Genomic DNA, 15,742 nt, shown 5'->3' with positions numbered 1-15,742 from the left:
CCCTGCTACAGGTTCTTTTCGCGCCGGTTGCCGCGCCGTATAGAAGCCAGAGCAGGCGCGGTTCCGCCGTCTCAAAACAGCCGCGTAATACGCGAAAAGCGACAGAAGCAACGGCGCAAATTCACCAGCGCCGGCTGTGCGGGACGATCCGCTACTGCGTCAGGACGTTGCTGATCTCGACCATGTTCGAGCGCACCCTGAGTATGTAAAAGCCCATAGTCGTCAGATGTGTCGGCAACAGCCAGCCGTCCTCGCGGCCATTGGCGATGATGAAGGGCTGGATGCGCAGTGCCGAGACGAACTGCGCGTCCATCGTATCCCACAGGTTCTGCAGGTGCTTTTCCTTGATGACGTCCTCGAAGTCGGCCTGTGCGCCCTTCATCAGCCCGTAATAGGCATAGAGCTGGCCATAGGCGAACCAGAAGCGGTCGTCGGCGCGAGTGTCGAACCAGCCATTATTGTGGTTTTCGGCACGCTCCTTGAGGATCGCCGAGGTCGAACCGATGTCGGACGAGATGCGGTCGATATACTGCTTGAGATTGTCGGCGCGGGCATCGAACGTCGCCTGGCAGGCTGCGAGGCGGGCGTTGAAGGAACGCAGCTTGCGCACCGCGTCGCGATAGTAGCTCGGCGTCGGCGTCTTGGGGCCGAACGGGTTCAAGCCGAAATACCAGGTTTCCTCGTCGAACTGCAGATTGCCGCGGGCATCCTGCAGGTCGGCGTCGATCTGCGAGGTGGTGCGGACGCGGCCGAGATTATCGGCAAGCTCGGTCGCCGTGCGCCGCACCGCCTGGTTGATGCCGCGCTGGAACGAAGCCTTGTTGTCCATGAACGGCGTGTGATCCCAGTCGATGCCGAACAGGCCGAGCTTGTAAAGGATCATCGACGACACCCAGGCATTCTGGTTGACGTTGAAGTCGGTCAGGTCGGCCGCAACCTGGGCAATGGCTGAATTTCCGCAGGTCTTGGCCGTGTCGGTGCCGGCGCCGGCGGAAACCTGTTCACCGGCGGAGCTGTTGCGTTTTTCGAACGTGTATTTGTCGACGTAATTCGGGTCGAAATTGTTCCACCACTGGGTGGCGTAGAAGAAGTTGACATAGAGACCGATCAGCACGAGCACAGCCAGGCCGAGCACCGCCTTCAGGATCCAGCCGCGTTGCGTGTACCAGCGCCCCGCCCACAGGAACGGCCACAGGATCGCGCCGATGAGCAGGCCGATGCCGCGGCCAATCCACTGGAAAATCCGGGTGAAGAAACTCACGATCGGATCAAGCATGGCGATGTCACCCCTCAGTCAGTCAAGCCGTAGAGGCGTGTGCGAAACGCCACCTTGTCCTTCAGATATGTGGTTTTCAGAACGTCCACAACATGCGATCGCCAGGCGTCGCTGAAGCCCTCATAGTCCCTGTAGAAGCCCGGCTTGTTGAAGACGTAACGCGAAACGAAGTCCTGCGGCACGAAGTCCGAGATCAGCTGGTTGGTCAGCCAGGCGTCGGGATGGTCCGGCTTGGCGCGGATGACCAGGAAGCGCTGCTGCGGGAACACGTCCTCGATCTTGAGATGGCCGAGCTGGGCGATCTCGCGCTTGGCGGCGTTGAGGAAGGGAAAATTGCCGTCCCTGGTGATCAGATCGGTATGGCCGTGGATCCAGGTCTGCAGCCAGACCTTGTCGACGTCGGCCAGATTGCGGTCGGGATCGGCGTCGCGGATCAGCGCGCGCACCACCATTTCGGCGCGATGCTCGAGATAACCGGAGGTTTCGATCCATGAGGCGCGCGGCAGCTCGATGCGGCCGGTCGAGGCGAGGAACTTGAACACCTTGTCGGCATCGTGGATCGAAAGGTAACTCACCTGCCACGGCCGCGAGCGGCGGAAACCGGGCGCTGCCGGGTCGCTGATCACCGTCGTCACGTCGGGATCGACGAACACATAGAGCCCGCCGAAATGGCTGGTCCAATAGGCATTGTGACGGAAGATCACCTGGTCCGGCACCAGCGCATTCTCGCGGATGTCGCCGCAGACCTTCGCCAGCTCGACCATGTGGGCCAGCATGGCGTTGTCGCGCCAGGCATCCGGCTCCTGCTTCAGCCGGTCGACCAGCTTGCCGAGCTCGGCGGCCTTGCCGAGCACATCCTCGGCCGACAGCACCTTGAACTCGACCTGGTTGATCGACAGCAGGTCCTCGATGTCGTCGACCTTGGGGACCGAATCCTCGATCTCGCCGTAGATGACGTCCTTGATCGTCAGCGCATCGATGGCGCGCTGGTTCTTGGACATGAACTCGTACATCAGCAGCGAGGTGTTGGAGAACGCCGTGTGCACCACCGGCAGGTCGATCTGCGACGGCGTCAGGATGATGAAGCGGCGGTTGACCTCGTTCGGATCGAGGTAGCTGTAGTCGCCGCATTCCTCGGCGACCTGCGGCGAGAAGCCAGTGCGGTCGATCTCGAAGCTTTTCAACTTGGTCGGCTTCAAGCCGAACGCGACCATCGCCTTGTTGTAGCGCTGGATCAGGTGCGGCTCGTCGATCGTCAGCAGCCGGCCGTAGATCAGCTCGTTGTCGCGCAACAGATCGGGTTTCTTGGCCATTATTCCTTCTCCGCGTTCACGGGGAGACGGTGCCCGAAGGGCGGATGAGGGGCGCGAACGCTCCTTCTCCCCTTGTGGGAGAAGGTGGCCGAGCGAAGCTCGGTCGGATGAGGGGTGTTCCAGCTTGACGAATACCCCTCATCCGTCGCCTTCGACGCCACCTTCTCCCAGAAGGGGAGAAGGTGGCGTCGGCGCATCTCACGCATTCCACAGCCCCTTTTTCTTCAACCCCTCGATCTCGCGGACGGCACGCTCCCGCAGACGGGTGTCGCGGATCATCTTGGTCACCGCCGCATCATCGGACTTGTCGGAATAGCGGAATTCGGAATCCGCGTAGCGGTTGATCTCCTGCATGACCATGTCCATCGAGAATGGCCCGCGCAGCTCCTCGATCATGGCTTTCTTGTCGTCGTAACCCTTGTGAATGAAGGCTTCCGGCTTTTCGAACCACTCGTCGGGCAATTCGATGTCCATGGCGCGCATCTTGATGGCATCGGTGACGTTCTTGATGGCGCGGCCGGTAAAGCGCGGCTCGGCATCCTTGATCAAGTGCAGATAGGTGCCGATGTCGGCCATCGTCTTTGGCGCGCCATTCTCCTTCATGTAGCGCTCATAGACCTTCATCAGCCCGTCTTCCTGCGGCTTTTCATGTTCCTCGTAGGCTTCCATCACCGCGCGCTGGATTTCCTGGGCAGCGTAGAGTTTGTGGTCGCCGAGCGGGATCTTGTGGTTCTTGCCGGCGAGCAGGACGAAAATGTCGATGTAGTCGTCGCGGCTCTGCGGGCCGTCGACCAGCCAGCGCGCGCCGGCGCGCTGGCGTAGCGCGTCGTCGACGTTTTCGGGATAGTTGGAGAACATGCCGAACGAGCAGTTGCCGCGCACCACGGTCGCCGCACCTCCAAAGGCGTCCATCAGGACGCCGGTGATTTCCTGCTGGCCGGCCGAGGCGCGGTCGTCGGACCGGCGTGCCGCCACCTGGTCGATATCGTCGATGGTGCCGAAGCCGATGACGCGCGGGTTCAGCACATTGTTGATGAACTGGCGGCAGTTCTGGCCGGACTTGCCCTGGTAGGACGAGATCTGGTCGACGCCGAAATTCTCGTAGGCGAAGGGATAGCCGGCGACCTGGCAATATCCATTGAGAAGGCCGGCGATCATCTGGATCAACGTTGTCTTGCCGGTGCCGGGCGCGCCATCGCCGATAAAGGTGAACAGGAAGCCGCCGAGCTCGACGAATGGGTTCAGCTCACGCTCGAAATCGTAGGCCATCAGCATCTTGGCAAGCTTGACCGACTGGTATTTGGCGATGTGGTTGCCGACGACCTCTTCCGGTTTTTTGAAGGTCATCACCAGCGGCTTTGCCCGCTTACCCGGCGCGACGTCGAAGCCGTCAAGGGTAAAATCGTCGACGTCGATGCGGATATGCGCGTTCTCGAACGGACCGATACCGTCGAAGCGGCCCTTTCGCGCCAACAGCCCGTCGATGGCGACGCGGGCAAAGGCGCGGGCGCGGGTCATCAGGTCGGCATCGTCCTTCGAACCTGCTATCGCCCTGTCGAGCCCGGCCACGATCGACTTCACCGCATCCTGTGGCGTGTCGAACAGAAAGTCCGGCTCGGGCGTGTCGTTCGGCGCCTCGCCGTCGCTGTCGATCAGCTGGAACAAATAGGAGGCAAGGCTGAAGGCGGAGATGTAGGCAGAGGCCGACAGCAGCTTCTTGAAGGTGGCAGCTTCATCGCCTTCGAGCGGCGTGCGGGCGTTTTTCGCCTGCAGACTTTCGAGGTCCGAGCCCTCGGCGAAGACATCCGATATGGCCAGCGCTATCGCTGTGCCGCGCCGGGCGCGAAACAACAGCGTGTGCTGCGGGATGGTCAGCAACTGGTCGTCGGAATGGACGGCGGCGACGGTTTTGGCGAGCTCGACCTCGCGCGTGCGGCGCACCGAGCCGACCGAGACGGTAGAGACGAAGCGGCGGTTGGTGCCGGCAAGCGCGGTGCCGGACTCGCGCGATGGGTCCTCCAGCACGACGATGCGAGTGATGAAACTTTGCGCAGTGCCACGGTGCTTTTCAATTGCCGCTTCCGGGATGGTGGTCAGGCCGGTGTCCATGGAGGATGCTCCGCGATTTGACGGTCAGACGTCGCTGATGACCTGCCCTTTGGACAGGATGTGGACCTTGTAGCCCGAAAAGATCTTCTGCGCCTCGCCGGCGGCATAGAGCGCCTGATAGGCCTCGTGCGGAATCAGCGCATGGTTCTCATAGCTCGACACGCCTTGCCGCGCGGCCTCGAGATCGTCGGTATTGATGAAGAATTCCTGCGTCGTCTTTTCGCTCGAAAACAGCCCCTTGCGGCCTGGCTTTTCGGCCTTGGAAAAGACCTCCTGGATGGTCCAGGTCAGCAGCCAGGCGTTTTCCGGCTTGCGCACCTTGGCCAGCACTTCGCTCACCGTCGAATTGTTGTCGGTAATCCCTGCAGAATAGAACGGGCCGAGCACGACGCGACGCAGTTGCTTGGGATGCAGCGGCTCGAAATCCTTGTCGAGGTTGACCGCGATGGTCGCCGGCGACAGCGCGTAGGCGGAATTCTTCTCGGTGAAATCGTCGAAACGGTGGGCAAGCTCGGGATTGAGCAAGCCGTCGACCGGCAGCGGAATGTCGACCCTCTCATTAAGTTTGCCGCTGGAGTCGACAAGCTGCCGGATCATGTCGTCCGAGGAATCCTCGACCGTCACCATATAGACAAGCGGCAGGTTGGCGCTGCCGTCGAAGCAGGCCCAGTGGACCAGATAATAGGGGCGCAACGTCTTCGGATTGACCGACACCTTGACCGTCTGGGCTAGCGTGAACGGGCCGAAGGTGGTCTCGCTCTTGACGTCCTCGAGGTAAAGCCGCTCGGCCATCGACTTCTGCAGCGCTTCGGGGAATTCCTTGTGGCGCAGGATGAAGTCGGCCATTTCCTCGCGCAGCTCGCTGGCTGAAGGGATGACGGCGAGACGGCTGTCGGCCTGGAGTCGGTCGTTTTCCAGTTCGAGCAGGTTCTGGAAAACCGGAAAACCGCTTTCGGCGCGCGAGATGCGGAACGTCTCGGTGAAGCCCAGCCGGTTGCGCCAGCACGAGAACGACTTGTCGAGCCGCGCAATATATTCGGCGACGACCTTGGCGACGATGCCGTGCCGGTAGAGCGGCGAGCGATCGTCGCGCATGAACACTTCGAGGCCGCCAAGTGCCGCCGCGATCGCCGAGAAATAGCGCGCCGCAGCTTCGTTTTCGGGGGTCATGCTGCCAGCCCTTGGGAACAATGCACGTGCAGCAATTACGACTGCACGTAATTTGCCGAATTGTGCTTCTTCATCACATCGTCGAAGCGGCGGGCGAAGGCATCGTCGGCGAGCTTCTTGCGGCGCTGGATGTCGGCGGTGGCGACCATGTTCTTCTCGTGCATTTCAAGCAGATCGCCGATGTGCTTTTGCGAGGCGGCACCAATGCCGGCCATGGTCTCTTCGGCGGTGTTGTCGACCTGGCTGCCCAGCGTGTTGATCTTGTGGGCGACATCCTGTTGGGCGGCGGTCTTCAGCGAATCTTCCAGCGCCTTGTACAGAACGATGCGCTGCTCGGTATCGATGGTCAGCTTGTTGATCAGCGTCGATTGCGCCGCGATCTGGTTGTTGAGCGAATCGACGAAGGTCTGGAACATCGAGGTGTAGCGCTCCAGCGTCTGGCTTTCGGCCAGCAATTCCTGCTCCTTGGCCTGCTTCTCGTTGTATTCCGTGGCTAGTTTCGAGCGTTCGCCTTCCAGCTGCGTGCGCTCCTTCTGGCTGGTCGAGGCGGCGATCTTGTTCTCGATGTCGAGCAGCATCGGGTTGAGTTCTTCTATGCGTTTCTGCACGGTCTCGAGATTGGACATGGTGGTCTTGCGGCGCTCGATCACCTGCGACAGGCTGGCCTCGGAGGTCTTGTAGCGCGTGTCGAGAACCTGCTTCTGCGCCTTGAGGATGCCGACGATGGTGTCGGATTTCGCCAGCAGCTCCTGCAGATTGCCGGCCAGCGACATGTTGCGGACGCGGTCGGTGCGCAGGCGCTGCTTGCGCTGGCTGGAGAAGACACCGACGAAATTTTCCCAGCCGGTGTAGTTCTTCATGCTCTCGAATTCGGCGCCGAAGACGTTGGTGGCGTCCTCGAGGCCGATAATCAGGTCGGCGATATTGCCTTCCATCACCTTCTGCTGCTTCAGCACATCCTCAATGCGGGCATTCTCGATGTCGAAATTGGCGTCGCCGATCTTCTTGTCGGCGGTGGCGAGCGTGTCGAGCACAGTACCAGACTGCTCGATCTTGGTGCGCATGTCCTCTACGACCTGCTTGGTCTTGGCAATCTCGGCGTCGAAATTCTGCAATGTCGCCATTGGGGCCTCCCGCTTCGGCATCGGTTTCGTTTCGCAAACCGCCGCGAATATATGTGCCGGGTTTGGCGAATGAAAGACGGAAGACATGGGATTACAGGAAAACAAAAGAATTTCAGGAGGCCGACCGCAGGATAGTCAGGCAATGATTACGGTGTAACTGCCGTCCGGTCAGACACCGCTTCAACCGCGGCTGGACTTTAGGTCGGGAGCGACGCTCAGGGCTTGGGATCGGCCTTGAGGTAGGCGATGACATTGGCGATGTCGTCGTCGCTGGTCAGGCCGGAGAAGGCCATTTTGTTGCCGGGGACCTTCTGCCGCGGCGCGCGCAGGTATTCGGCGAGGTTTGCTTCGTCCCAGACCAGGCCGGCGGCGCCGGCGTCCTTCATCGCCTGCGAGTAACGGCTGAGATAACTGTGCGCGGTGCCGGCGGTGCGGCCGACGACACCCAGCAGATGCGGCCCGACCTTGTCGTGGTCGCTCGTTGCCTCATGACAGGCCATGCATCTGTTGAAGACTTTCTTGCCGAGAGCGGCATCGCCGTCGGCATGCGCGGCAAGAGCGCCGGCGATGAGGAAAGCAGCGGCAGACGAAATGGCTCGAAGCATGGGAACTCCCCGACGGCTCTGGCTGAGAGGTTCTGAATAGCAAGCAGGCCTTAAACAAGCGCCGCACGATGGCGCGATTGGCGAACGAATGTCGGCCGGGAGGTCGGATGAAAGCAATAGCGCTGGTCAGGTTTTGGTGAAGCCGATGAAATCGTCGGACACGGCGCGGCCCATTTCTTCTTCCCAATGGCGGCGGCAGAGCGAGACATAGACATCCTTGCCGATCGCCACCTGTTCGCCCTGTTTCGCCACCTTGCCGTCGGCGCCGAGGCGCACCACCATCGTCGCCTTGCGGCCGCAACGGCAGATGGTGCGCACCTCGCGCAGGTCGTCGGCGATTGCCAGCAGGGTGCGCGATCCGGAAAACAGCTTGCCTTGGAAATCGGTGCGCAGGCCGTAGCACATGACCGGGATGTTCAGCCGGTCGGCGATGCGGGCGAGTTGCCAGACTTGCTCCTCTTCGAGGAACTGCGCCTCATCGACGAAGACGCAATGGACCGTGGCGTGGTCGTGATGCTCGGCGACCCGGGCAAACAGATCGTCGCCGTCGCGGAACATCTCGGCTTCCGTCTCCAGGCCGATGCGCGACGAGATCAGCCCGGTATCGCCCTTGCGGTAGTGACCGGCGATGAACAGCATCGTCGTCATGCCGCGCTCGCGGTAATTATACGAGGCCTGCAACAGCATCGTCGTCTTGCCGGCATTCATCGTCGCATAATGGAAGTACAGCTTGGCCATGCCGTCCTTTTAAGCCGAGTTGCAACAAAGCGGGGAGGGGGAGCGCCTACATTCCACCGGGAAAAGACGGCTTCCATCCGGAAAGCGGCGGGCGTGTCGCTGATCGGCCAGCCTGCGCCGTTGTTCGTGATTGCCTTAGTGCTTGAAACCGCAGCAGAATGATGTTTGGCTGACGGAACAAAGGCGGAGATAAAACCGTCGCGTCGTTTCACCGAGAACTGAAATGGGAGAATTTTCATGTCGCGTATGAGTTCATTCGTCGCCGGCCTCGGCCTGGCGGCTTTTCTATCCACGACTGGGGCCTTCGCCGGCGATCCGGAAAGCTGCAAGACGGTGCGGCTGTCCGATGTCGGCTGGACCGACATCCAGGCGACCACCGGCGTCGCTTCGGTGCTGCTCACGGCGCTCGGCTACGAGCCGCAGGTGATCCAGCTTTCGGTGCCGGTGACCTATGCGTCGCTGAAGAACAAAGACCTCGACGTGTTCCTCGGAAACTGGATGCCGTCGATGACCAACGACATCAAGGACTATGCCGCCGAAGGCTCGGTCGAGACCGTCAGCGAAAATCTCAGCGGTGCCGGCTACGGCATCGTCGTTCCGACCTATGTCGCCGATGCCGGTGTCAAGACGCTGACCGATCTCGGCAAGTTCAAGGACAAGTTTGACGGCAAGATCTACGGCATTGAAGCCGGCAATGACGGCAACCGGATCATCCTCGACATGATCAAGGATCCGAAGACCAATCTCGAAGGCTTCGAACTGGTCGAATCTTCCGAGGCCGGCATGCTCACCCAGGCCGAGCAGTCGATGAAGAACAATGAATGGATCGCCTTCCTCGGCTGGACGCCGCATCCGGTGATGGGCGCCATGAAGATCACCTATCTCGAGGGGATGGGAGATAGCGGCTTTGGTGCTGCCACCGTGCATACCAATGTACGCAAGGGCTACATGAGCGAATGCCCGAACGCCGGCAAGTTCATCGCCAATCTGAAGTTCAACCTCGACATGGAAGGCGAGATGATGGACGCGATCCTGAAGGGCGGCGATGCCAATACGGTCGCGACCGACTGGCTGAAGAAGCACCCGGACGCGGTCGCTCCCTGGATCGCCGGCGTCACCACCTTCGACGGCGGCGATGCGGCGGCTGCGGTGAAAACGGCGCTCGGAAGCTGACCCGACCATCTGGCATGACGAGACAAGGGGCAGCCACGGTAGAAATGGCTGCCCTTTTTCATATCCTGTGACAAGATGACCGTCCGGCGAAGGACGGCGCCGGCAGAAGAGGGGCTAGATGGATCCGATCTCCAAATTCCTGGTCAGTTACAAGATTCCCATCGGGGCATGGGGGAAGGCGTTTTTCGGCTTTCTCACCGACAATTTCGACACCATCTTCAGGGCTTTTTCCAACAGCCTCAACTTCCTGCTCGACGGCATCGTCGACGGGCTGCTGTTGCTGCCGCCGGTTCTGCTGATCGCGCTGATCGCTCTGCTCGCCTATTTCCTGCAGCGCTCGAAAGGCCTGGCTTTGGCGGTATTCATCGGATTGCTGTTCATCCTCAACCAGAACCTGTGGAAGCAGACGGTGGAGACGCTGGTGCTGGTGGTCGCCGCCGCCGCCGTGTCGATGGCCATCGGCGTGCCGCTCGGCATCTGGGCCGCGCACAAGCCGAAGGTGTATCGCGTCATGCTGCCGGTGCTCGACCTGATGCAGACATTGCCGACCTTCGTCTACCTGATCCCGGTGCTGACCCTGTTCGGCCTCGGCAACGCGCCCGGCCTGATCGTCACCATCATCTTCGTCATCCCGACCTCGGTTCGGCTCACCCATCTCGGCGTCACCTCGGTGCCGAAATCGATCGTCGAGGCGGGCGAGGCATTCGGCGCCACCAAGCGCCAGCTGCTGTGGAAGGTCGAGCTGCCTTCAGCGCTGCCGACCATCATGGCTGGGCTGACCCAGTCGATCATGCTGTCGCTGTCGATGGTGGTGTTCGCCGCCCTGATCGGCGCCGGCGGCCTCGGTACGGAAATCAACCGGGCGCTCGGTTCGCGCAGGATCGACCTCGGGCTTGAGGCAGGGCTGGCCATCGTCGTGCTCGCCATCGTGCTCGACCGGATGACGCGCATCGGCGTGGGAGGCAAGAAATGACCGTCGCCGTCGATTTCAGGAATGTCGACATCGTCTTCGGCGCCGACCAGGCAGGCTCGCTGGCGCTGATCGACAGCGGCGCCACCCGCGCCGAGATCCTCGAACAGACCGGCAACGTGCTGGGCTGCGCCGGCGCCAGCCTCACCGTGCATGAGGGTGAGATCTCGGTGCTGATGGGGCTTTCCGGCTCCGGCAAATCGACGCTGCTCAGAGCCGTCAACCGGCTGAACGTCGTCTCGCGCGGCCAGGTGCTGGTCAAGGACGGCGACGGTACGGTCGACGTCGTCACCTGCGACGAGGCGACGCTTCGGCGGCTGCGGCAGAAGCAGGTGGCGATGGTGTTCCAGCAGTTCGGGCTGCTGCCGTGGCGCACGGTGGAGGAGAATGTCGGCCTTGGCCTCGAGCTCGCCGGCGTACCCGAAGCCGAGCGCAAGGAGCGGGTGAACAAGCAACTGAAGCTGGTTCATCTCGACCAGTGGTCGAAGAAATATGCGCATGAGCTTTCCGGCGGCATGCAGCAGCGCGTCGGCCTGGCGCGCGCCTTTGCCACCGAGGCGCCGATCCTGCTCATGGACGAGCCGTTCTCGGCGCTCGATCCGCTGATCCGGACCAAGCTGCAGGACGAGCTGCTGCAGCTCCAGGCCGAGCTGAAGAAGACCATCATCTTCGTCAGCCACGACCTCGAGGAGGCGCTGAAGATCGGCACCCATATCACCATCATGGAAGGCGGGCGCATCGTGCAAACAGGCGCGCCGGAAGACATCGTGCTGCGGCCCGCCAACGACTATGTCCGCGACTTCATCGCCAATGTGAACCCGCTCTCGGTGCTGACCGCGTGGAACGTCATGCGCGACCGACGCGACCTCGAACATGGCGAGAACGGCTGGGTGTGGCTCGACCGGCGCAGGACGACGCGTTTCAAGATCGACGAGCATGGGCTGGTGGCGGCGGCCGAGCGCGACGGCAAGCCGGCGGTCTGGGTGTCCTGCGCCGATGTCGAAGCCCAGCCGGAGGAGACGGCTCAGGTATTCTGGGCCAATCCCGGCACCTCGCTGAAGACCGTGATGCTGGCCATGCATCGCTCGCAGACCGCACCCGTCGCGCTATTCGACGAGCAGTCGCGCTTCGTCGGCGCCATCGGCGTCAGGGATGTGTTGAGCGCGGTGCTGCGAAGATAGTTTTTCTCCTTGGGGAGAGAACCAAGACCAAACGCCGAGTTCTGTCGCGCCCCCCTCTGTCCTGTCGGACATCTCTCCCACTTGGGGGGAGATCGGCGGCTTCGCGGACGGCTCTCACATTCCAACGTTTGTAATTGACGAAATCGGCGATGACGGCCAATCTCCCCACCTGTGGAGGAGGTGTCCAGCAGAACAGAGGGGGCGCGAAGGAACGCCGGCTTAGCCCGATACGCAAGCTAAACCGCCAGCGGCAGGCGCAGCTCCGTCATCAGGCCGCCATCGGGATGGTTGGACAGGCTGACTTCGCCGCCGGCGCTACGGGCGATGTTGCGGGCGATGGTCAAGCCGAGGCCGAGGCCGCCGGTCTGACGGCTGCGCGACTGTTCCAGGCGCACGAACGAGCCGAACACGGCGTCGAGCTCGGCTTGCGGGATGCCCGGACCCTCGTCATGGATCGCCAGCGTGATTGTCTTGCCTGATTGACGCAGGCTGAGATGCGCCCTCTTGCCATAGGTCACCGCGTTCTGGACGAGGTTGGTGACACAGCGCCGTAGCGCGACCGGCTGCGCGACGCAGATCAGGCCGCGCGAGCGCGCGTCCTCATTGTCGAAGGAGACCTCGTCGAAGCCGTCGGCGATCGATTCTACCAGCGACCAGAAATCGATCCTCTCGCTCTTCTCCTCGGTCACCTCGAAAGTGGCGAAGTCGATGACCGAGCTGGCAATGCCTTCGATGTCGGCGAGGTCGTGCGCCAGTGCGGCGCGCACGGACGAATTCCTCAGCAGCTCGAGGCGCAGCCGCATCCTGGTCAGCGGCGTGCGCAGGTCGTGCGCCAGTGCGGCGGCAAGATGCTCGCGGTCCTCGACGTAGGCGCGCAGTCTTGCCTGCATGGCATTGACCGCCTTTGCCGCGGTACGCACCTCGCGGCTGCCGCTCTCGGCGATCGGCGGGCTCTTCAGGTCCTCGCCGATCCGCTTCACCGCGGTCTCCATCATCCGGTAGGGCGCCGTCAGCCGGCGCAGCGACCAGATCGAGGAAGCCACCACCAGCCCGGCGATCAAGGCATAGAGTGGCAGGCTATCGAAGCTCAGTATCGGCCCGGCCGGCGTGTTCGGCTCGGTGAAGTTCAGCCATTGGCCGTCGGCAAAGCGAAGCGAAGCGGTCAGCTTGTCGCTCTGGGCGAAATCGGCCGCCAGCACCAGCAGGTCGCGCTCGACCTGGCCAATATCGGGACCGGCGACCGTCCCGCCGGGAGCGTCGGCTTCGTGCGTTGCCGGGTCGCGGCGGACCCGCGCGTCGGTGATGCCGAACTTCGATAGCCGGCCGACCAATATGTCCTCCAATTCGGCCAGCTCGTCGTCGCCGGCTATCGAGGAAGTAACGGCGGGCGTGTTGGAAACGGTGAGCGCATAAGTGGCGTTGAACAGGCCGGAGGCCGTCGCCTTGCGCTGTTCGGGGGTGGCGTCATGCATCAGCTGTACCAGCGAGAAGGCGCGGTCGTTCAGCCGGTAGAGATCGACGACGTCATTGGCGGCGGCACGGTCGCGCGAAACGATGTAGAGGGTCGCGATCTGGCTGATCAGCAGGCCGGCTATGACGATGAGCAGCACCCAGACCGGCAGTGTTTGCGGCAGAATACGTCTCATTCGGCGGTCGTCTCAGGCAGGAACTGATAGCCGCCGCTGCGCACAGTCAAGATCAGCTTCGGCGTTTTCGGGTCATCCTCCATCTTGCGCCGCAGCCGGCTGACCAGAATGTCCACGCTGCGGTCGAAACTGTAGCCGCTGTCGCCGCCGGACAGCTCGATCAGCTGCTCGCGGCTCAGTACGCGTTGCGCGCTCTTGACGAAGGTCTGCAGTAGATTGAATTCGGCCATCGTCAGCTCGATCCTGACGTCGCCGGGCGCCATCAGCCGGCGGCGCGAACAGTCCATCGTCCAGCCGGCGAAATGGTAGATCTGCCGCGAGGCCGCGCGTCGCGGTTCGGCGGCGCCATTGCGTCTCAAGACGGCACGAATGCGTGCGAGCAGCTCGCGCGGATCGAAGGGTTTCGGCACGTAGTCGTCGGCACCCATCTCCAGCCCAACCACGCGGTCGGTAGTTTCGGTAACCGCGGTCAGCATGATGATCGGCGTCGAATAATTGGCGCGCAACTCGCGGCAGAGCTCCAGCCCGCTCTTGCCGGGCAGCATGACGTCCAGGACGATCAGGTCGACCTGGGCGCGGCGTAGGATGGTCTCCATCTCGGTGCCGTCGGCGGCGACCGATGTATGCAGCCCTCGCTTCTGGAAAAATTCCTGAAGCAGGTCGCGAATGCCCTTGTCGTCGTCGACGATCAGTATGTGGGGGTCGGATTTCACAGGGAACCTGTCATTTGTGGATCGCCCAAGCGCTGCTTCGGCTGTCAGCCAGACGATAGAATTCAGGCCATAAGTTGGCCAGTGGAGATCGGCGGCCCGATCCGGGCTGCCCAGAAACAATCCAGAAACAAAATTCTACAATCCGGAAAAACTGCCGAAAAAAATCAAAGGCATAAGTGGTGCCGTGGCGGTCAGGTCATCGGCTGCGACACGCGTTACGGGATTACGGACAGACCAATGCAAAGGTTCTCGATCAGTCTGATGGGTGCGTTGCTTTCCATTTCGCTCGTCACGGTCGCGGTCGAACATGCCGATGCAAAACTGGCCGATGCGAAGGTGGCCAATGCAAAGGCGGCCGATGCAAAGGTGGCGACCACCCGCAGCGAGCGTTGCATCGATCTGAACCGCCAGTTTGACGAAGCCCTCGAAACCCATGCCGCGGCAACGCAGGTCACCGCGGCGAAAGCACTTCAAAGAAAGGGAAACCGGTTCTGCGCCAACAAGAAACAGGCACAGGGAATCCGGATGCTCGCGAACGCTTTGAAGCTGCTTGGAGTGACACCGATCGATCCCGTTCAGTGACACTCAATCCGATCTGCACAAAAAGGAAGTGAAGCCATGAAAAAGTCCCTCCTCTCCGCCCTCGGTCTCGCCATCGCGCTGGCCGTCTCGATGCCGGTTCTCGGCGCCAGCAGCGCCAATGCCGCGACCACCACCCCGGCTGCGACGACAACGACGACCGCTGCGCCGGCCAAGGCCGTGAAGAAGGTCGCTGCCAAGAAGACCGTCAAGAAGCACAAGAAGCACGCGGTCAAGGCAGCCCCGAAGGCCTGATCAAGCGACATCTTTCTACCCTATGAGAAGACCGCTCCAGTTGCGATTTGCCTGGAGCGGTCGTCTTTTTTGTTGCGTGCATACAATAGGGCCAGGCCCGGCCCACACCCCCGGTTGAACGCCAGACGGCAGTTCCCACATAGGCACGGACTTTGAACTGCGCCTGCCGGGAAGCCGATCGCGCGCGGTTGAATGGACGACCGCTTTTGCCCATGTCAAAATGACCGCAAAGCTGTCGTACGCAATTGCCGGTCCAATGCCTGAAATCACGACAAAACCCCGTACCAGCACGAAGCCGAAGGTCGAACGGCCGAAGCTCTACAAGGTCATCCTGGTCAATGACGATTTCACGCCGCGCGAGTTCGTCGTGACGGTGCTGAAGTCCGAGTTCAAGCTCAGCGAAGACCAGGCGCATAGGATAATGATCACCGCGCACCGGCGCGGCGTCTGCGTTGTCGCCGTCTTCACCAGGGATGTCGCCGAGACCAAGGCGGCGCGGGCAACCGATGCCGGCAAGGCCAAGGGCTACCCGCTGATGTTCACGACGGAGCCGGAGGAGTAGGGCGGTTCGCTTTCTTCCTTCTCCTCTTGTGGGAGAAGGTGGCCGAGCGAAGCTCGGTCGGATGAGGGGTGTTCCAGCTTGGCAAGGACGGCACTCCGTCCAGCACCCCTCAACCGTCTTGGCGCTGCGCGCCAATCCACCTTCTCCCACAAGGAGGGCTTTGCATGAAGGGGTGTGCTTAACCTGATTGGCCTACTGGGCGTCTTTTGAAGGCGTCTAAGGCCTCGCCCTGTCGCCCTGGCGCGACCGGCATCATTGGCCCGATCGGCTCGATTTTGGACGCACTCCTCCCTCACGCCCGTCTCTCTTTGGGTGGATACAGGACACC

At 61.8% G+C, this 15,742-nt stretch carries 15 protein-coding genes; 6 read left to right on the top strand and 9 right to left on the bottom strand.

Annotated elements, in window-relative coordinates; translation table 11 throughout:
• Positions 1 to 151: 151 nt before the first annotated feature.
• The 7 genes from NKH59_RS23605 to NKH59_RS23575 form a co-directional block, all read right to left on the bottom strand.
• Positions 152 to 1,276, bottom strand: a complete 1,125-nt coding sequence (locus tag NKH59_RS23605; protein ID WP_352450540.1) for a DUF2333 family protein — start codon at positions 1,274 to 1,276, stop codon at positions 152 to 154.
• Positions 1,277 to 1,290: 14 nt separating this feature from the next.
• Positions 1,291 to 2,589 (bottom strand): DUF6638 family protein, encoded by a 1,299-nt coding sequence (locus NKH59_RS23600; protein WP_353023237.1) that lies wholly within the window; start codon positions 2,587 to 2,589, stop codon positions 1,291 to 1,293.
• A 198-nt stretch (positions 2,590 to 2,787) separates the two neighbouring features.
• Positions 2,788 to 4,698, bottom strand: coding sequence for an AAA family ATPase (locus NKH59_RS23595; protein ID WP_353023236.1), 1,911 nt, complete (start codon positions 4,696 to 4,698; stop codon positions 2,788 to 2,790).
• Positions 4,699 to 4,722: 24 nt separating this feature from the next.
• Positions 4,723 to 5,868 (bottom strand): hypothetical protein, encoded by a 1,146-nt coding sequence (locus tag NKH59_RS23590; RefSeq protein ID WP_352797238.1) that lies wholly within the window; start codon positions 5,866 to 5,868, stop codon positions 4,723 to 4,725.
• Positions 5,869 to 5,903: 35 nt separating this feature from the next.
• The gene (locus NKH59_RS23585) at positions 5,904 to 6,992 is read right to left on the bottom strand and encodes a hypothetical protein (protein ID WP_352450536.1); all 1,089 of its coding nucleotides are present in this window, start codon (positions 6,990 to 6,992) and stop codon (positions 5,904 to 5,906) included.
• 215 nt (positions 6,993 to 7,207) lie between these two features.
• Positions 7,208 to 7,597 (bottom strand): c-type cytochrome, encoded by a 390-nt coding sequence (locus tag NKH59_RS23580; RefSeq protein WP_353023234.1) that lies wholly within the window; start codon positions 7,595 to 7,597, stop codon positions 7,208 to 7,210.
• 126 nt (positions 7,598 to 7,723) lie between these two features.
• Complete coding sequence (locus NKH59_RS23575) at positions 7,724 to 8,335, bottom strand: thymidine kinase (RefSeq protein WP_353023232.1); 612 nt, start codon at positions 8,333 to 8,335, stop codon at positions 7,724 to 7,726.
• A 237-nt stretch (positions 8,336 to 8,572) separates the two neighbouring features.
• On the opposite strand from NKH59_RS23575, the gene NKH59_RS23570 reads away from it, so the two are divergent.
• The 3 genes from NKH59_RS23570 (at position 8,573) to choV (ending at position 11,659) form a co-directional block, all read left to right on the top strand.
• A complete protein-coding gene (locus NKH59_RS23570; RefSeq protein ID WP_292660734.1) occupies positions 8,573 to 9,508 on the top strand; it encodes a choline ABC transporter substrate-binding protein in 936 nt (311 codons plus the stop codon).
• A gap of 118 nt (positions 9,509 to 9,626) precedes the next feature.
• Positions 9,627 to 10,481, top strand: a complete 855-nt coding sequence (gene choW, locus NKH59_RS23565; protein ID WP_254819158.1) for a choline ABC transporter permease subunit — start codon at positions 9,627 to 9,629, stop codon at positions 10,479 to 10,481.
• Positions 10,478 to 11,659 carry a choline ABC transporter ATP-binding protein gene (choV, locus tag NKH59_RS23560; RefSeq protein WP_352815255.1) on the top strand — a complete coding sequence of 394 codons (1,182 nt, stop codon included), beginning with the start codon at positions 10,478 to 10,480 and terminating at the stop codon, positions 11,657 to 11,659. Before choW ends, choV begins: the two co-directional genes overlap by 4 nt.
• Before the next feature lie 236 nt (positions 11,660 to 11,895).
• On the opposite strand, the gene NKH59_RS23555 is transcribed toward choV, so the two are convergent.
• Both NKH59_RS23555 and NKH59_RS23550 read right to left on the bottom strand, forming a co-directional pair.
• Positions 11,896 to 13,305 carry an ATP-binding protein gene (locus NKH59_RS23555; RefSeq protein WP_352540994.1) on the bottom strand — a complete coding sequence of 470 codons (1,410 nt, stop codon included), beginning with the start codon at positions 13,303 to 13,305 and terminating at the stop codon, positions 11,896 to 11,898.
• The gene (locus tag NKH59_RS23550; RefSeq protein ID WP_352469721.1) at positions 13,302 to 14,018 is read right to left on the bottom strand and encodes a response regulator; all 717 of its coding nucleotides are present in this window, start codon (positions 14,016 to 14,018) and stop codon (positions 13,302 to 13,304) included. The genes NKH59_RS23555 and NKH59_RS23550 overlap by 4 nt, the downstream gene beginning before the upstream one ends.
• A 237-nt stretch (positions 14,019 to 14,255) precedes the next feature.
• On the opposite strand from NKH59_RS23550, the gene NKH59_RS23545 reads away from it, so the two are divergent.
• From NKH59_RS23545 to clpS, 3 genes are all read left to right on the top strand, one after another.
• A complete protein-coding gene (locus NKH59_RS23545; RefSeq protein WP_352469825.1) occupies positions 14,256 to 14,600 on the top strand; it encodes a hypothetical protein in 345 nt (114 codons plus the stop codon).
• 36 nt (positions 14,601 to 14,636) lie between these two features.
• The gene (locus NKH59_RS23540) at positions 14,637 to 14,852 is read left to right on the top strand and encodes a hypothetical protein (protein WP_352450529.1); all 216 of its coding nucleotides are present in this window, start codon (positions 14,637 to 14,639) and stop codon (positions 14,850 to 14,852) included.
• 256 nt (positions 14,853 to 15,108) lie between these two features.
• On the top strand, positions 15,109 to 15,414 hold the full coding sequence (clpS, locus tag NKH59_RS23535) for an ATP-dependent Clp protease adapter ClpS (protein WP_352540995.1): 306 nt from the start codon (positions 15,109 to 15,111) through the stop codon (positions 15,412 to 15,414).
• Positions 15,415 to 15,742: the final 328 nt, after the last annotated feature.

The sequence above is a fragment of the Mesorhizobium sp. M0998 genome (genome assembly GCF_040318885.1).
Classification (GTDB): Bacteria; Pseudomonadota; Alphaproteobacteria; order Rhizobiales; family Rhizobiaceae; genus Mesorhizobium.
This window is presented reverse-complemented; position numbering and strand designations above follow the sequence as displayed.